At 72.5% G+C, this 16974-nt stretch carries 12 protein-coding genes; 4 read left to right on the top strand and 8 right to left on the bottom strand.

Annotated features, from left to right (window positions below):
- Nucleotides 1–77: 77 nt before the first annotated feature.
- Genes AB0412_RS12080 through AB0412_RS12095 form a run of 4 tightly spaced genes read right to left on the bottom strand, consistent with a single transcriptional unit; the run spans nt 78 to nt 4075 of the window.
- The gene (locus tag AB0412_RS12080; protein WP_366402434.1) at nt 78–1244 is read right to left on the bottom strand and encodes a thiolase domain-containing protein; all 1167 of its coding nucleotides are present in this window, start codon (nt 1242–1244) and stop codon (nt 78–80) included.
- Nucleotides 1241–2311 carry a thiolase domain-containing protein gene (locus AB0412_RS12085; protein WP_366402435.1) on the bottom strand — a complete coding sequence of 357 codons (1071 nt, stop codon included), beginning with the start codon at nt 2309–2311 and terminating at the stop codon, nt 1241–1243. The genes AB0412_RS12080 and AB0412_RS12085 overlap by 4 nt, the downstream gene beginning before the upstream one ends.
- Nucleotides 2308–3261 (bottom strand): OB-fold domain-containing protein, encoded by a 954-nt coding sequence (locus AB0412_RS12090; protein WP_366402436.1) that lies wholly within the window; start codon nt 3259–3261, stop codon nt 2308–2310. Before AB0412_RS12090 ends, AB0412_RS12085 begins: the two co-directional genes overlap by 4 nt.
- 13 nt (nt 3262–3274) lie before the next feature.
- Nucleotides 3275–4075 carry a crotonase/enoyl-CoA hydratase family protein gene (locus tag AB0412_RS12095; protein WP_366402437.1) on the bottom strand — a complete coding sequence of 267 codons (801 nt, stop codon included), beginning with the start codon at nt 4073–4075 and terminating at the stop codon, nt 3275–3277.
- A gap of 178 nt (nt 4076–4253) precedes the next feature.
- Between AB0412_RS12095 and AB0412_RS12100 the strand changes: the two genes are divergently transcribed.
- On the top strand, nt 4254–5855 hold the full coding sequence (locus tag AB0412_RS12100; RefSeq protein ID WP_366402438.1) for an acyl-CoA synthetase: 1602 nt from the start codon (nt 4254–4256) through the stop codon (nt 5853–5855).
- A gap of 116 nt (nt 5856–5971) precedes the next feature.
- Nucleotides 5972–7783, top strand: a complete 1812-nt coding sequence (locus AB0412_RS12105; RefSeq protein WP_366402439.1) for a sulfatase — start codon at nt 5972–5974, stop codon at nt 7781–7783.
- Here AB0412_RS12105 and AB0412_RS12110 read toward each other — a convergent pair.
- Entirely contained in the window at nt 7737–8597 is an 861-nt protein-coding gene (locus tag AB0412_RS12110) for an alpha/beta hydrolase (RefSeq protein WP_366402440.1), read from the bottom strand. The two genes, AB0412_RS12105 and AB0412_RS12110, sit on opposite strands and share 47 nt — an antisense overlap.
- Nucleotides 8598–8766: 169 nt before the next feature.
- Between AB0412_RS12110 and paaK the strand changes: the two genes are divergently transcribed.
- A complete protein-coding gene (gene paaK / locus AB0412_RS12115) occupies nt 8767–10062 on the top strand; it encodes a phenylacetate--CoA ligase PaaK (protein WP_366402441.1) in 1296 nt (431 codons plus the stop codon).
- Between the two features lie 48 nt (nt 10063–10110).
- Here paaK and AB0412_RS12120 read toward each other — a convergent pair whose 3' ends face one another.
- Nucleotides 10111–11607 (bottom strand): acyl-CoA synthetase, encoded by a 1497-nt coding sequence (locus AB0412_RS12120; RefSeq protein WP_366402442.1) that lies wholly within the window; start codon nt 11605–11607, stop codon nt 10111–10113.
- 154 nt (nt 11608–11761) lie between these two features.
- On the opposite strand from AB0412_RS12120, the gene AB0412_RS12125 reads away from it, so the two are divergent.
- Nucleotides 11762–14212 (top strand): penicillin acylase family protein, encoded by a 2451-nt coding sequence (locus AB0412_RS12125; RefSeq protein WP_366402443.1) that lies wholly within the window; start codon nt 11762–11764, stop codon nt 14210–14212.
- A gap of 30 nt (nt 14213–14242) precedes the next feature.
- Here AB0412_RS12125 and AB0412_RS12130 read toward each other — a convergent pair whose 3' ends face one another.
- Nucleotides 14243–15802, bottom strand: coding sequence for an acyl-CoA synthetase (locus AB0412_RS12130; RefSeq protein WP_366402444.1), 1560 nt, complete (start codon nt 15800–15802; stop codon nt 14243–14245).
- Complete coding sequence (locus AB0412_RS12135) at nt 15799–16911, bottom strand: nitronate monooxygenase family protein (RefSeq protein WP_366402445.1); 1113 nt, start codon at nt 16909–16911, stop codon at nt 15799–15801. Before AB0412_RS12135 ends, AB0412_RS12130 begins: the two co-directional genes overlap by 4 nt.
- Between the last annotated feature and the right edge of the window lie 63 nt (nt 16912–16974).

The following is a 16974-nucleotide window of genomic DNA, read 5'->3' on the forward strand; positions in this document are numbered from 1 at the left end:
CGGCCAGCCTAGCGATCGGTTCCGGCCCCCGACAGGCCGCGTGGACAGGACCTTTCCGGGGCGGTGCCGGCAGGGGCTCAGGAGCCGGGCGGCTCACTGCCCACGAGCCACATGGCGAAGAACTGGGACCCGCCGCCGTAGGCGTGTCCGAGCACCCTGCGGGCGCCCGCCACCTGGTGCTCGCCGGCCTGTCCGCGCACCTGGAGGGCGGCCTCGGCGAAGCGGATCAGGCCGGAGGCGCCGATGGGGTTGGCGCAGAGCACACCGCCGGACATGTCGACCGGCAGGTCCCCGTCGAGCTCGGTCACCCCGGCCTCGGTGAGCTTCCAGCCCTCGCCCGGCTCGGCGAAGCCCAGGTTCTCCAGCCACATGGGCTCGTACCACGAGAACGGCACGTAGAGCTCGGCGGCGTCGATCTCGCGGCGCGGGTCGGTGATCCCGGCCTGCCGGTAGACCTCGGCGGCGCAGTCGCGGCCGGCACGCGGGGAGACGAAGTCCTTGCCCGCGAACAGGGTGGGTTCGCTGCGCATGGCGCCGCCGAGCATCCAGGCGGGCGGGCGGGGCGCGCGGGCCGCTCCGGCGCGGTCGGTGAGGACGAGGGCGCAGGCGCCGTCGGAGGAGGGGCAGGTCTCCGAGTAGCGGATCGGGTCCCACAGCATGGGCGAGGCCATGACCTTCTCGAGCGTGATGTCGTGCTCGTGGAGGTGGGCGCAGGGGTTCTTGAGCGCGTTGCGCCGGTCCTTGTGGGCGACCAGGGCGCCGATGGTGTCGGGGGCGCCGCTGCGCCGGATGTACGCGCGCACGTGCGGGGCGAAGAAGCCGCCGGCGCCGGCCAGCAACGGCTGCTGGAACGGGACCGGCAGGGACAGTCCCCACATGGCGTTGGACTCGGACTGCTTCTCGAAGGCGACGGCGAGGACGGTGCCGTGGACGCGGGCGGCGATCAGCTGGGCGGCGACCAGGGCGGTGGAGCCGCCGACCGAGCCGGCGGTGTGCACGCGCAGCACGGGCTTGCCGACGGCGCCGAGCGCGTCGGCGAGGTACAGCTCGGGCATCATGACGCCCTCGAAGAAGTCGGGCGCCTTGCCGATCACCACGGCGTCGATGCCGGCCCAGGTCGTCTCGGCGTCGGCGAGCGCCCGCGCCGCGGCCTCGCGGACGAGTCCGGCGAGGGAGACGTCCCGGCGGGCCGCGACGTGCCGGGTCTGGCCGATGCCGACGACGGCCACGGGCTCCTTGCTCATCGGGGATCCCCTTCGAGTACGGCGACCAGGTTCTGCTGGAGGCAGGGTCCTGAGGTGGCGTGGGCGAGGGCGCGGTGGGAGGTGCCGCGGTGGATGCGGGCGGCGGCCTCGCCGATGCGGATGAGTCCGGTGGCCATGACGGGATTGGCGGCGAGGGCGCCGCCCGAGGGGTTGACGCACACGGTCTCGTCCAGCCGCAGCACCCTGCGCAGGATCACCTCCTGGGCGGTGAACGGCGCGTGCAGCTCCGCGGTGTCCACGGGGCGGGCGAACGCGCCGGCCCGCTCGGCGGCGAGGCGGGTGGACGGGGAGTCGGTCAGGTCGCGCACGCCGAGCCCGTGGGCCTCGATGCGGTGGTCGATGCCGCGGATCCAGGCGGGCCGGTCGCACAGGTCGCGGGCCCGCTCGCCCGCGGCGAGGATCACGGCGGCGGCGCCGTCGCTCACGGGCGGGCAGTCGCCGGTGCGCAGGGGCCGTACCTGGTAGTCGCCGTGCCGTACCGGGCCGCTGAGCTGGGCGTGGGGGTTGCCGGCCGCGGTGTGGCGGTTGCGGGCGGCGAGGGCCGCGAGCGCCGGTTCGTCCGTGGCGCCGCTGTCGATGAGCGCCTGGGCCTGGAGGGCGGCGAGGGCGACGGAGTCGGGCCACAGGGGTGCGACGTAGTACGGGTCGAGCTGCCGGGTGAGGACGTCGCGCAGGGGGCCGGGCGAGGACTTGCCCCAGGCGTAGACGAGCGCGGTGTCGGCCTCTCCGGTCAGCAGCTTGGTCCAGGCCTCGTACAGGGCCCAGGCGCCGTCCGTCTCGACATGGGACTCGGATATGGGCGGCCAGGCGCCGACGCCGTCCAGGGCGAGGGTGAAGGAGAAGGCACGGCCGGCGAGGTAGTCGCTGGAGCCGGAGCAGGTGAAGCCGATGTCGGCGGTCCGCAGGCCGGTGGCGCCGAGCACCTCGTGCAGGACCGGCAGGAGCATCTCGACCTCGGACCGGTCGGCGCTGGTGCGCCGGTGGTCGGTCTGGGCGAAGGCGACGACGGCGATCTCACGGGCGGGTGGTGCCGGGTCGCGGGTCACAGCAGCTCCCGGTAGGTGTCGTAGTCCGCGTCGGGTTCGCCGGAGGGCCGGTAGTGGTCGGGGTGGCGGGACCCGTGCGTCCAGACCGGTTCGACGCGCAGCCCCATGCGCACCTGGTCGTAGGGGATGCCGCCGATGCGGCCGTGCAGGGCGAGGTCCGCGCCGTCGAGGGCGATGTGGGCGTAGACGTAGGGGACCTCGATGTCGAGGTTCCTCGCCGCGATGTTGACGATGCAGAAGGTGGTCACTGTGCCGCGCGGACCTACGTCGACCTGTTCGTCTGTGGCCACGCCACATGTGGGGCAGGCACCCCTCGGCGGGACGTACACCTTGCGGCAGGACGGGCAGCGTTCGCCGACCACGCGGTGTCCGGACAGGGCGTCGAGGTACGCCGTCTGGGCGCGGCCGGGGCTGTAGGTGTAGTCCAGGCGGGCCGGGGCGACGATGCCGGTGACCGGGTCGGCGAACCGGCCGGTGTGGCCGCCGGGTCGCGCGGCGCCGGCGGCCGGGTCGCCGTCGTACGGCTCGAAGCAGGCGATGTCGGTGATGGCGCCGGAACGCTCGGCCGCCCAGCGGATGCGCACGCGCATGCCGGTGCGGACGGTGTCGGGGCCTGGGGCGTCGAGGGCGTGCAGGAGGGCGGTGTCGGCGCCGTCGAGGCGGACGAGGACCCAGGCGAAGGGGGTGGTCAGGGGCTGGTCGCGACGGGGGGCGGGGTTCCAGGCCCAGGTGGTGACGGTGCCGGTGGGGGCGACCTCGACGAGGTCGTGGAGCTCCTCGGCGGTGACGGGGTCGTACTCGACGGGCGGGACGAGGACGCGGTGGTCGCCGGTGCGCACGCCGAGGACGACGCGTTCGCGCAGTCCGGTGAGGAAGGCGCTCTGCACGGGGCCGAGGGAGCGGGTGAAGGGGAACTCGACGACCAGCGGGGCGGTGAGGACTTCGGGCACGGTGACTCCCTCGTCAGGCGCGCTTGTAGACGGGCGGCCGCTTCTCGGCGAAGGCTCGGGCGCCCTCCTTCGCGTCGGCGGTGTCGAAGACGGGCCATCCGCGGGCGAGTTCGGCGGCGAGACCGTCGGTCTCGGTCATCTCCGCGGTCTCGTACACGGACGCCTTGACCGCCTCGACGGCCAGCGGGCCGCAGGCGTTGATCTGCTCGGCGATCTGAAGGGCCTTGGTGAGTGCCGTCCCGTCGAGGACGACGTGGCCGATCAGTCCGACGGCGGCGGCTTCCCGGGCGCTGTACGGGCGGCCGGTGAGCAGCATCTCCAGCGCGTGGGTGCGCGGGATCTGGCGGGGCAGCCGGACGGTGGAGCCGCCGATGGGGAACAGGCCGCGCCGCACCTCGAACAGGCCGAAGGTCGCCGACTCGGCGGCGACGCGGATGTCGGTGCCCTGGAGGATCTCGGTGCCGCCCGCGACGCAGTGCCCCTCCACGGCGGCGATCACGGGTTTGCGGGGCCGGTGGTGACGCAGCATCGCCTTCCAGTGCAGGTCCGGGTCGGCGCGCAGGCGGTCCCGGTACTGCTGCCCCGCCATGCCGTCGCCGGCCAGCGCCTTCAGGTCCATGCCCGAGCAGAAGGCGCCGCCCGCGCCGGTCAGCACGATCGAGCGGACGGTGTCGTCCTCGTCCGCCTCGACCCAGCCGTCGTACAGGCCGACGAGCATGGGCAACGAGAGCGCGTTCCTCGCCTCCGGCCGGTTGAGGGTGAGCACCAGCGTGGCGCCTTCCCGCTGCACGGTGAGGTGTTCCGTCCCACCCATCGTGGTCTCCCGTCTGAAGGAACGAGAACAGGTTGCAGGAGGGAGCCGACGAGGACAAGAGTTTTCTGACACTCAGTCAGATCGATGCTGCGCGGACTCTTCCCCCTTGGCCCGCCCTTTGCTCTGATGACCGGCGAGCCGACCGGGCGCCGGACGCGATGCGTGGTCAGGAGGAGCGGTGGAGTACAACCTTGCCGACCTGTTCGAGTCGATCGTCGACGTCGTCCCCGACCGGGAGGCCCTGGTGTACGTCGACCGGCCCGGCTCGGGTGCGGAGCGCCGGCTGACGTACGCGGAGCTGGACGTCGCGGCCAACCGCATCGGCCACCATCTGCTCGACCGCGGCATCCGGCCCGGCGAGCATCTGGGGCTGCATCTCTACAACGGCGTGGAGTACCTCCAGACGGTGCTCGGCTGCCTGAAGGCCCGGATCGTGCCGGTCAATGTGAACTACCGGTATGTGGAAGAGGAGTTGGTGTACCTCTACCGGGACGCCGACCTGGTGGCGCTGGTCTTCGACGCGGAGTTCTCCGACCGGGTGAGCGCGGCGGCACGGCGCGCGGAGAAGCTGCGGCATCTGTTACGGGTCGGGGCACCCGGAGATCCGGGCACGCCGTACGCGGACGCCGAGGCCGCCGGCTCTCCCGAGCGTGGCTTCGCCGCGCGCTCGGGGGACGACCAGCTGATCATCTACACCGGCGGTACGACCGGGATGCCCAAAGGGGTGATGTGGCGGCAGGAAGACCTGTTCTTCGCCGGGCTCGGGGGCGGCGCGCCGACCGGTGAGCCGGTGAAGCGCCCGGAGGAACTGGCGGAACGGGTCGCCGCCGGCGGTTCCGAGATCACCTTCTTCCCGACGGCCCCTCTGATGCACGGCACCTCCACCCTGACGGCGTTCATCGCATTCCACTTCGGCCAGCGCGTGGTGATCCACCGCAGGTTCGCCGCCGAGGACGTGCTGCGCACGGTCGAGAAGGAGAAGGTCAGCAGCGTCTCCCTGGTCGGCGACGCGATGCTGCGGCCGCTGGTCGACGCGCTCGACGGGCCGCTGAAGGGCACGGACTGCTCCTCGCTGTTCAGCGTGTCGTCGTCCGGGGCGGTTCTGTCGCAGACGGTGCGCAGGCGGTTCCAGGAGCTGGTGCCGCACGCGCTGCTGCTGAACAACTTCGGCTCCTCGGAGTCCGGCTTCAACGGGACGGCGACCGAGGACGCGGGCGCGGGAAGCGGCTTCAGGATCCGGGTCAACTCCCGTACCCGGGTGGTCGATCCGGTCACCCGGGAACCGGTGGCGGCCGGCGAGGCCGGCCGGGTCGCCCAGTGCGGGCACGTCCCGCTCGGCTACTACAACGATCCGGTGAAGACCGCCGAGACGTTCTTCGAGAAGGACGGCGAGCGGTGGGTGCTGCTCGGGGACATGGCCACCGTCGACGAGGACGGTGTGGTCACCGTCCTGGGCCGCGGCTCGCAGTGCATCAACACCGGGGGCGAGAAGGTGTACCCCGAGGAGGTCGAGCAGGCACTGAAGTCCCATCCGGACGTGTACGACGCGCTGGTGACCGGCGTGCCCGACGCCCGGTGGGGACACCGGGTGGCGGCCGTGGTGCAGCTGCGCGAGGGCGCGGCCCGGCCGTCGCTGGAGGAGATCAGGGCGCACTGCCGGGACCGGCTCGCCGGGTACAAGCTCCCGCGCCGGCTGGTGATCACGGAGCAGATCCGGCGGTCGCCGAGCGGCAAGGCGGACTACCGGTGGGCGCGTCAGGTCGCGGCGGCGGGCGGGTGACATCCGGGCACGCCGGATTGAACCCCGGGTGACGTACGGACGTACTGGTGGGGGCAGGCCCGTTCATCGGGTCCGGTTCGCCATGCCATCGCACGACCGTACGGAAGGACCACCGGGTGTCGCTCTTCACACGCCCCCGTCAGCTGTCGGCCACCGCCGGGAGCACCCCGGAGACGGACAGCGAACCCACACCGACGGTGGACGGAACGCCGCCCGCACCGGACGACACCGACGACGCCGGCGCAGGTGACACCACGCCCGCCGGATGGTTCGGCTGGCGGCGTCGCTACCCCCGTGCCGCGCGCGGCGCCACCCTCGGGACGACCGTGCTGGCCGGCGTGCTGGTGCTGTTCGCGCTGATCGTGCCCAACCGGGTGGAACGGCTGAACGTCGAGGCGTTCCTGCGGCTGCCCGCCGAGGGCATCCTGCTCGCGACCCTGCTCCTGACCCTGCCGTCCCGGTCCCGGCGGATCGTCACGGTCGTCTCCGGGGTGTTCCTGGGTCTGCTCACCGTGCTGAAGTTCGTGGACATGGGCTTCTACCAGGTGCTGGCCCGGCCGTTCGACCTGGTGCTGGACTGGATCCTGCTCGACGACGCCGCGGAGTTCGTCCGGGAGTCGTTCGGCCGAGGCGGGCAGGTGCTCGCGGTGGCCGGGGTGATCGTCCTGTTCGTCGCCGTGCTGGTCCTCATGACCCTGGCCATGGTGCGGGTGACCGATCTGATGGTCCGCCATCGCCCGGTCGCCGCCCGCACGACGCTGGTCCTGGGGGTCGCCTGGATCACCTGCGTCACCCTGGGCGTGCAGTTCGGCAGCGCGCCCCTCGCCACCAAGGGCACCGCGGAGATGCTGGGCAACCGGGTGGAGCAGGTGCGCGCGGGGATCCGGGACGCCCAGGTGTTCGAGAAGCAGGCCGCGGTCGACGCCTTCGCGAAGACGCCGCCCGACCAGCTGCTCACCGGGCTGCGCGGCAAGGACGTGCTGTTCACCTTCATCGAGAGCTACGGCCGCGTCGCGATCGACGACCCGGCGATGGCGGAGCAGATGGACGCCGTGCTGAAGGAGGGCACCGGCAGGCTGAAGGCGGCGGGCTTCCAGTCGCGCAGCGGCTGGCTGAAGTCCCCGGTGACCGGCGCCGGCAGCTGGCTCGCCCACTCCACCTTCCTGTCCGGCCTGTGGATCAAGAACCAGCAGCGCTACCGCTCCCTGACGACCAGCGACCGCATGACGCTGACGAACTACTTCCGCAGGACCGGCGCCTGGCGCACCGTCGGCATCGTTCCCGGGGTGCGCAGGGCCTGGCCCGAGGGGAAGTACTTCGGCCTCGACCACATCTACGACTCCGAGCATCTCGGCTACCACGGCCCGTACTTCAGCTGGACGCCCGTGCCCGACCAGTTCAGCCTGGAGGCCTTCGAGCGCCTGGAACACGGCAGGAAGGACCGCGAGCCGATCATGGCGGAGATCATCCTCGCGTCCAGCCACAACCCCTGGTCGCCCATCGCGCGCATGATCGACTGGGACGACCTCGGGGACGGCTCGGTGTTCCACGAGATCAAGAAGGAGGGCACGGACCCCAAGGAGGTCTGGAAGGACCCGGAGAAGGTGCGCACCGAGTACCGGCGGGCCGTCGAGTACTCGCTGCGCAGCCTCACCGAGTGGGTGGAACGCTACGGCGACGAGGACACGGTGCTGGTCTTCCTCGGCGACCACCAGCCCGTGCCGACCGTCACCGCCGGAAGCACCAACAAGGACGTACCGGTCACGATCGTGGCCCGCGACCAGAAGGTGCTGGACCGGGTGGCCGACTGGAACTGGACCGACGGCCTCAAGCCCGCCCCCGACGCGCCCCGTTGGGGCATGGACAAGTTCCGCGACCGCTTCATGACGGCGTACGGCCCGCAGGGCGCCCCGCGAGGAACTCCGTGACCCTCCCGACGAACCACTCCGGGTCGTCCAGCCAGGGGTAGTGCCCGGCGCCGGGCTGCACCGCGACCTCGGCGTGCGGGAACACCTCGGCGCTGCGGCGGGCGAGTTCGGGGCGCGGACCGCCGTCGAGTTCTCCGGCGAGGACGAGCACCGGGGACGGGAGGCCGGCGAGGGCGGCCCGGGTGGCGGGCGGATCGTAGGCGCCGTCCGCGCCGAACACCTCGGCCGCCTCGTCGTTGGTCTGCGTGTCGCCGGCGCTCTCGTGGGCGCGGGCGGCCTCGTCCCAGCGGCCGTAGAAGAACGGGGCGAACACCGGGTCGTAGTCGCCCGTGCCGGCCAGCCAGGCCCGGAACGCCGGGAAGGCCTCCGCGTACCACGGTTCGTCCTGGCGCAGCAGGGCCGCCGCCCGCCGGTCCTCGGCCGTCGCCGGCATGCCGAGCGCCCAGGGGGTGGCGGCGATCAGGGCCAGCCGTCCCACCCGCTCGGGGTGCCGGGCCGCGTAGAGCATGGCGAGGCTGCCGCCCGCCGAGTGCGCGAGCAGGTCCACGCGGTCCAGGCCCAGGTGGACACGCAGCGCCTCCACGTCGTCGACGAGCCGGTCGCAGCGGTACGTCGCCGGGTCCCGCGGTGCCGCCGACTCCCCCGTGCCCCGCAGATCGAGCAGGACGAGCCGGCGGTGGGCGTCGAGTCCGCCCAGGTCTCCGAGGTAGGCGCAGGCCCGCATGGGGCCGCCGGGCAGAACGATCAGCGGCTCGCCCCTGCCCCGTAGGTGATAGGTGAGCCTGGTCCCGTCCCGGGTGGTGAAGATCGGCATGGTGCCGATCCTGCGGGGTGGGGCCGTCGGGGGCAACGGAGTTCTTCCGGCGGAGAAAGTGCAGGCCCGGGTCTTGCACGAGGGGGCGGGAAGCTGAATTACTGACCTCTGGAGCTCGACCGAATGATCGGTCGCCCGTATTGGTGCGATTCGTGAAGGGAAGGTCCTGATGACGGAGGCGGCGGACCTGCTGGACGCGGCGGAGCGGCTCGACGAGGAGGCGCTGCGGGCGTTGCAGCTGGAGCGGCTGCGGAGCTCGCTGCGGCACGCGTACGAGAACGTGCCCTTCTACCGGGAGTCCTTCGACAAGGCGGGCGTCCACCCGGACGACTGCCGCTCGCTCGCCGACCTGGCCCGGTTCCCGTTCACCACCAAGGCGGACCTGCGCGAGAACTACCCGTACGGGATGTTCGCCGTCCCCCGGGAGCACATCCGCCGGATCCATGCCTCCAGCGGCACCACGGGCCGCCCCACGGTCGTCGGCTACACCGAGGGCGACCTCGCCATGTGGTCCGACATGGTGGCCCGCTCGATCCGCGCGGCGGGCGGGCGGCCCGGGGACACGGTGCATGTGGCGTACGGCTACGGCCTGTTCACCGGCGGACTGGGCGCCCACTACGGTGCCGAGCGGCTCGGCTGCACGGTGATCCCCGCGTCCGGCGGGATGACGGCACGGCAGGTGCAGCTGATCCAGGACCTGAAGCCGGCGATCATCATGGTGACGCCGTCCTACATGCTCACGCTGCTGGACGAGTTCGAGCGCCAGGGCATCGATCCGCGCGGTACGTCCCTGCGGGTGGGGATCTTCGGCGCCGAGCCGTGGACGGAGCGGATGCGGCAGGAGATCGAGGAGCGGTTCGCGATCGACGCCGTGGACATATACGGGCTGTCCGAGGTGATCGGGCCGGGTGTCGCGCAGGAGTGCGTGGAGACCAAGGACGGTCTGCACATCTGGGAGGACCACTTCTTCCCCGAGGTCGTCGATCCCCTCACGGGTGAGGTGCTGCCGGAGGGCGAGCGGGGCGAGCTGGTCTTCACCTCGCTCACCAAGGAGGCCATGCCGATCGTCCGGTACCGGACACGTGATCTGACCCGGCTGCTGCCGGGGACGGCCCGGGTGTTCCGGCGCATGGAGAAGATCACCGGTCGCAGCGACGACATGGTGATCCTGCGCGGGGTGAACCTCTTCCCCACGCAGATCGAGGAGATCGTGCTGCGCACGCCGGGCGTCGCGCCGCACTTCCAGCTCCGGCTCACCCGCGAGGGCCGCCTGGACTCCCTGACGGTCCGCGCGGAGGCCCGGCCCGACGCGGACGGCGCGACCCGCGCGTCGGCCGCCCGGTCGATCAGGGCGGCCGTCAAGGACGGCATCGGGGTCTCGGTGGACGTGGAGATCGTCGATCCGGAGACGCTGGAGCGGTCGGTGGGCAAGATCCGGCGGATCGTGGACCTGCGGTCGAGCTAGGGCCTGGCGTTCGGATCACGTCGCAGGGAACCAGGTCACTTCGGCCGCTCACCCGGTGAAGCGGTCACGCAGCTCCCGTTTGAGGATCTTGCCGCTGGCGTTGCGCGGCAACTCCTCGACGAACAGCACCCTCTTGGGCGCCTTGAACGGCGAGAGCTTCTCCCGGGCGTGCGCGATCAGCTGCTCCTCGGTGACCTCGCCGCGCGGGACGACGATCGCGGTGACGGCCTCGACCCAGTGGTCGTCGGGCAGGCCGATCACGGCCGCCTCGGCGACCGCCTCGTGGGTGTAGAGGGCGTCCTCGACCTGGCGTGAGGCGACCAGCACGCCGCCGGAGTTGATGACGTCCTTCACCCGGTCGACGACGGTGAAGTAGCCCTCGCCGTCCCGCACGGCGAGGTCGCCGGAGTGGAACCAGCCGTCGCGGAACGCCTCCGCGGTCTCCTCGGGCTTGTCCCAGTAGCCCTCGCACAACTGCGGTGAGCGGTAGACGATCTCGCCGGGCGTACCGTCCGGCACGTCCTTGCCGTCCTCGTCGACGACCCGCGCGTCCACGAACAGCACCGGACGGCCGCAGGAGTCCATGCGCCCCTCGTGCTCGTCGGGCCCGAGGACGGTGGCCAGGGGGCCGATCTCGCTCTGCCCGAAGCAGTTGTAGAACGCCAGGTCCGGCAGGCGTCGCCGAAGGCGCTCCAGGACCGGCACCGGCATGATCGACGCCCCGTAGTACGCCTTGCGCAGCCCGCCGAGGTCGCGGGTCGCGAAGTCGGGGCGGTTGGACAGGCCGATCCAGACGGTGGGCGGCGCGAACAGGCTGTCCGCGCGGCCGGTCTCGATCAGGTCGAAGAGGCGGTCGCCGTCGGGGGCGTCGAGGATGACGCTGGACGCGCCGACCGCGAGGTAGGGCATCAGGAACACGTGCATCTGCGCCGAGTGGTAGAGCGGCAGCGCGTGCACGGGGCGGTCCCCGGCGGCCAGGTCGAGGGCGGTGATGGCGCTCAGGTACTCGTGCACCAGGGCGCGGTGCGTCATCATCGCGCCCTTGGGCAGGGCGGTGGTGCCCGAGGTGTACAGCAGCTGCACCAGGTCCTCGGAGCGGGGTTCTGGGCCGTCGTACGGGGCGGCCCCGGCCAGCCGGGCGAGCAGGCAGTCGCCGGTGTCGCGCAGCGGCAGCGTCCGTACGCCGCCCGGGAGCCGGTCGGCCAGATCGGGGTCGGCGAGGACCAGGGTGCTGCCGGACTGGCCGACGAGGTAGGCGAGGTCGTCGCCGGTCAGGTTCTGGTTGACCGGCACGTGCACCAGGCCCGCGCGGGCGCAGGCGAGGAAGCCGATCAGGTAGGCGTCGGAGTTGTGGCCGAAGGCGCCGACGCGGTCACCGGGGGTCAGTCCCTCGGCGAGGAGGACGCTCGCCGCGCGGGAGACGGCGGTGTCGAGTTCGTCGTAGGTCCAGGTGCGGTCGCCGTACTCGACGGCGGTGCGCGCCGGTGTGCGCCGTGCGCTGCGTCGCAGGACTCCGTCGACCGTGCTGCCGTGTCCGGGCGTCATGACTGACGATCCTCGGTCGGCCGGCGGGTGAGGTCAAGACGCCGGTCGGGGACGGGTGAACGGCCGTCAAAAACCGTGCGTCGGCGTACTGACTGCTGAACATACCGGTTGGTACGCTCAACCGCTCCTTCCCCCGATGATGTTGGGAGGCACGATGCGCATCCGTCCGAGACGGCTCGCCGTCGCGGCCGTGGCCCTGCTGACCGCGGGCGCCGCCCTGCCGGCCGGCGCGGCCGAGCGGCCAGGTCGCCAGGAACACCCGTCCCACGGCGGGCTGTCCGCCGTCGTCCGCTACACCGAGTACGGCATTCCGCACATCGTCGCCAAGGACTACGCGAACCTCGGCTTCGGCACGGGGTGGGCGCAGGCCGCCGACCAGGTGTGCACGCTCGCCGACGGTTTCGTGACGGTGCGCGGTGACCGGTCGCGCTTCTTCGGGCCCGATGCCGCGACCGACGGCTCGCTGTCGTCGGCCGCCACCAACCTCGCCAGCGACCTGTACTTCCGCGGGGTGCGGGAGGCGCGCACGGTGGAGAGGCTGCTCGCCGAACCGGCGCCGCGCGGGCCCAGCCGCGAGGTGAAGGAGATGATGCGGGGGTTCGCGGCCGGCTACAACGCCTGGCTGCGGCAGAACCGGATCACCGACCCCGCGTGCCGTGACGCCGCCTGGGTACGGCCGGTGACCCCGACGGACGTGGCGGCACGCGGCTTCGCCGTCTCCGTGCTCGGCGGGCAGGGCCGGGCGGTGGACGGCATCACGGCAGCGCAGCCGCCGTCGGGGGCGGGCTCGCCGTCGGGGGCGGCCTCGGCCTCGTCGGCCGCGGGCAAGGGTGCCGCGCGGTCCGACGCCGAGGCCGTGGCGCGCGGCGCGCGTGAGCTGTTCGGCGCCGACAGCGCGGACATGGGCTCCAACGCGGTCGCGTTCAGCGGGAAGACCACGGCGAACGGGCGGGGCCTGCTGCTCGGCAATCCCCACTACCCGTGGCAGGGCGGGCGTCGGTTCTGGCAGTCGCAGCAGACCGTTCCCGGGCGGCTGAACGTCATGGGCGGCTCCCTGCTGGGCACGGTGAACATCGCCATCGGGCACAACGCCCATGTGGCGTGGAGCCACACCGTCGCCACGGGCGTGCCCCTCAACCTCCACCAGCTGACGCTCGACCCGGCCGACCCGACGGTCTACCTGGTCGACGGCGAACGGGAGCGGATGCGGAAACGTACCGTCACCGTGCCGGTGGTCAACGGCGCCCCGGTCACCCGCACCCAGTGGTGGACCCGCTACGGCCCCGTCGTCACCTCGCTCGGCGCCTCGGTCCCGCTGCCCTGGACGGCGACGACGGCGTACGCGCTGAACGACCCCAACGCGTCCAATCTGCGCGCCTCCGACACCGGGCTCGGATTCAGCAAGGCCCGCAGCACCGCCGACCTGCTCGGCGTGCTGCGGCGCACCCAGGGCCTGCCCTGGGTCAACACCATCGCCGCCGACGCACGCGGCCACTCCCTGTTCACCCAGTCGCAGGTGCTCCCCCGCGTCACCGACGACCTCGCCGGACGCTGCTCCACCCCGCTGGGCAAGGTCACCTATCCGTCGGCGGGACTGGCGATCCTGGACGGTTCCCGCTCCGACTGCGCCCTCGGCAGCGACCGTGACGCCGTGCAGCCGGGGATCTTCGGCCCGGCGCGGATGCCGACGCTGAAGGACGCCCCGTACGCGGAGAACTCCAACGACAGCGCCTGGCTCGCCAACGCGGACCGGCCGCTGACCGGCTACGAGCGGGTCTTCGGCGACATCGGCACGCAGCGGTCGATGCGCACGCGCGGTGCCATAGAGGACGTCGCGGCGCTCGCGGACCGCGGTGGGCTGACCGTACGGGACCTGCAGCGGCAGCAGTTCGCCGACCGGGCGCCGGCCGGTGATCTCGCCGCCGAGGACGCGGCCGAGGGCTGCGCCGCGCTGCCGGGCGGGACGGCGACGGCCGCCGACGGCAAGGCGGTCGACGTGCGGGAGGCGTGTTCCGTGCTCGCCGCGTGGGACCGCACCATGGACCCAGGCAGCCGGGGCGCGCTGCTGTTCGACCGGTTCTGGCGCAGGCTGACGGCCTCGACGCCGGCCGCGCAGCTGTGGAAGGTGCCGTTCTCCGCCACCGACCCGGTCGGCACGCCGCGCGGTCTCGACACGGCCGCCCCGGGCTTCGCGACCGCTCTCGCGGACGCCGTCGCCGAACTGCGGGCGGCCGGCATCGCGTTGGACTCCCGGCTGGGTGACCACCAGGTCGTGGTGCGCGGCGGCCGGCGCGTCCCGGTGCCGGGCGGTACGGAGTCCATCGGCGTGTGGAACAAGATCGAGCCCCGGTGGGATCCGGCGCGCGGAGGCTATACGGAGGTGAGCACGGGTTCCAGCTACATCCAGGCGGTCGGCTGGGACGGCAGCCGCTGCCCGGTCGCCCGGACGCTGCTGACGTACGCGCAGTCCTCGAACCCGAACTCCCCGCACCACAGCGACCAGACGCGGCTGTTCTCCCAGGAGCGGTGGGTGACGTCCCGCTTCTGCGAGAAGGACATCTGGTCGTCGCCCGAGCTGAGGGTGGTGCGGGTGCACGAGCGCTGAGGGGTGGGTGCGGGGCCCGTCCGGTGGTCGTCACACCGGGCGGGTCCGGCCCTCCCAGTACGGCTCCCGCAGCCGGCGCTTGTACAGCTTGCCGTTGGGATCGCGGGGCATCTCGGTGATGAAGTCCACGCTGCGGGGCCGCTTGTAGGCGGCGAGCCGGCCCGCGCAGTGGTCGAGGAGGGCGGCGGCGAGCGCCGGTCCGGGCTCGTGGCCGGGAGCCGGTTCGACGACCGCCTTGACCTCCTCGCCCCAGTCGTCGTGCGGCACGCCGAAGACGGCCGCGTCGGCGACGGCGGGGTGGGCGAGCAGCGCGGACTCGATCTCGGCGGGATAGATGTTGACGCCGCCCGAGATGATCAGGTCGATCTTGCGGTCGCGCAGGAAGAGATAGCCGTCCTCGTCGAGGTGGCCGAGGTCGCCGACCGTGAAGAAGTCACCGACGCGGTTGTCGCGGGTCTTGGCCTCGTCCCGGTGGTAGGTGAAGCCGCCGGTGGTCATCCTCATGTAGACGGTGCCGAGTTCACCGGGCGGGAGCCGGTTGCCGTCGTCGTCGAGGATGGCGAGTTCGCTGATGGGCCACGCCTTGCCGACGGTGCCGGGCTTCTTCGTCCAGTCCTCGGCGGTGGCGAAGGCCCCGCCGCCCTCGCTGGCCGCGTAGTACTCCTCCACACAGGGCCCCCACCAGTCGAGCATGGCCCGCTTCACGTGGTCGGGGCACGGCGCGGCACCGTGGATGGCGTGCCGCATCGAGGAGACGTCGTAGCGCGCCCTCACCTCGTCGGGCAGGGCCAGCAGGCGGTGGAACTGGGTGGGGACCATATGGGTGTGCGTGCACCGGTGGCGCTCGATGAGGCGGAGCATCTCCTCGGGCGTCCACTTGTCCATCACCACCAGGCGGTGGCCGATGTGCAGGGAAGCGCCCGCGAACTGGAGCACGGCGGTGTGGTAGAGCGGCGAGCAGACGAGGTGGACGTTGTCGTCGAACGGCCGGATGCCGAAGATGCCGAGGAAGCCGCCGAGGTAGGACTCCTCGGGCGGCTTGCCGGGCAGGGGGCGGCGGATGCCGCGGGGGCGGCCGGTGGTGCCCGAGGTGTAGTTCATGACCCAGCCGAGGGTGCGGTCGGCGGGCGGTGACTCGGGCTGCCCGGCGAGGAGTTCGGCGTACGGCCGGAAGCCGTCGGCCTCCCCCACCGCGTACCGGTGCGCGGCCGGGAGTCCGGCCTCGTCGGCGGCGGCGCGGGCGGGGTCGGCGAACCGTGCGTGGGCGAGGAGCACCTTGGCGCCCGAGTCGGCGACGATCCAGGCGATCTCCGGGCCGGTGAGATGGTGGTTGACGGGCACGAGGTAGAGGCCGGCCTGGGTGGCGGCCAGATAGGCGGTGAGGAACTCGGCGCCGTTGGGCAGGACGGCCGCGAAGGCGTCGCCGCGTCCGAGTCCGGCGGCGCGCAGGCCGTGGACGAGCCGGTTGGCCTCGGCGTGCAGCCGTCCGGCGGTCCATTCCGTGCCGTCGGGGGCGATGAGCACCGTGCGGGCGGGGTCCTCGGCGGCCTGGGCCCAGAAACCGGTGGGGGGTGTGCTCGCTGTGCTCATGTCGGCCCGCTCCTTCCGGCGATGCGGTTCATCCGTGCGACGGCCTCCTCGAAGCCGCGGGTGAGGTCGTCGAAGACGGCCTGGACGCTGCGTTCCCCGGTCATCCGGCCGACGATCTGCCCGACGGGTGTGCCGAGCAGCGGTTCGACCTCGTACTTCTGGATGCGGGAGACGGCCTCGGCGACCAGCAGTCCCTGCAGGGGCATAGGCAGGGGGCCGGGGCCTGCCGGGTCGTCCCAGGCGTCGGTCCACTCGGTGCGCAGCTGGCGTGCGGGTTTCCCGGTCAGGGCGCGGGAGCGGACGGTGTCGCCGGAACCGGCGGCGAGGAGTTTGCGGGTCAGCGCGGGCGAGTGCAGGTCGGCTTCTGTGGTGGTGAGCCATATGGAGCCCAGCCACACACCCTGGGCGCCGAGACTGAGCGCGGCGGCCACCTGTCGCCCACTGCCGATACCTCCGGCGCACAGCACCGGCAGCGGGGCCACCGCGTCGACGACCTCGGGGGTGAGCACCATGGACGCGATCTCGCCGGTGTGGCCGCCGGCTTCGTACCCTTGCGCCACCACGATGTCGATCCCGGCGTCCCTGTGCTTGAGCGCGTGCCGTGCGCTGCCCGCGAGCGCGGCGACGAGCACGCCCCGGTCGTGCGCGCGGGCGACGACGTCGGCGGGCGGGGAGCCCAGGGCGTTCGCGAGCAGCTTGACCGGGTAGTCGAAGGCGACGTCGAGCTGGCGGCGGGCGACCTGTTCCATCCACCCGGTGATGCGCCACCCGGCCGCCTCGCCCTCGGCGAGTTCGGGCACTCCGAAGCGGGCCAGGAGGTCCTTCACATAGGCGCGGTGCGCCTCGGGGATCAGGGCCTCCACGTCGGCCTCGGTGACGCCCTCCACCTTCTTCGCGGGCATCACGACGTCCAGGCCGTAGGGGCGTCCGCCGACGTGCGCCTCGATCCAGTCGAGGTCGCGTTCGAGCTCGTCGGGGGCGGTGTAGCGGACCGCGCCGAGCACCCCGAGGCCGCCGGCCCGGCTGATGGCGGCGGCGACGGCCGGGAACGGCGTGAATCCGAAGACGGCGTGCTCGACTCCGAGGGTCTGGCTCAGCTCCGTCTGCATGCGCGCAGGATGCCGCAGTCGTCCGGACGACGGAAGACCTTCTCTGACGCTTCGTCAGGTTCT

The sequence above is a fragment of the Streptomyces sp. NPDC052012 genome (assembly GCF_040689265.1).
Lineage (GTDB): Bacteria > Actinomycetota > Actinomycetes > Streptomycetales > Streptomycetaceae > Streptomyces.

What these genes read in the sequence shown, in the direction of transcription:
- AB0412_RS12080 (WP_366402434.1), bottom strand. Translation starts at nt 1,244, where the DNA reads ATGAGCAAGGAGCCCGTGGCCGTCGTCGGCATCGGCCAGACCCGGCAC.
- AB0412_RS12095 (WP_366402437.1), bottom strand. Translation starts at nt 4,075, where the DNA reads ATGGGTGGGACGGAACACCTCACCGTGCAGCGGGAAGGCGCCACGCTG.
- AB0412_RS12110 (WP_366402440.1), bottom strand. Translation starts at nt 8,597, where the DNA reads ATGCCGATCTTCACCACCCGGGACGGGACCAGGCTCACCTATCACCTA.
- paaK (WP_366402441.1), top strand. Translation starts at nt 8,767, where the DNA reads ATGACGGAGGCGGCGGACCTGCTGGACGCGGCGGAGCGGCTCGACGAG.
- AB0412_RS12120 (WP_366402442.1), bottom strand. Translation starts at nt 11,607, where the DNA reads ATGACGCCCGGACACGGCAGCACGGTCGACGGAGTCCTGCGACGCAGC.
- AB0412_RS12125 (WP_366402443.1), top strand. Translation starts at nt 11,762, where the DNA reads ATGCGCATCCGTCCGAGACGGCTCGCCGTCGCGGCCGTGGCCCTGCTG.
- AB0412_RS12130 (WP_366402444.1), bottom strand. Translation starts at nt 15,802, where the DNA reads ATGAGCACAGCGAGCACACCCCCCACCGGTTTCTGGGCCCAGGCCGCC.
- AB0412_RS12135 (WP_366402445.1), bottom strand. Translation starts at nt 16,911, where the DNA reads ATGCAGACGGAGCTGAGCCAGACCCTCGGAGTCGAGCACGCCGTCTTC.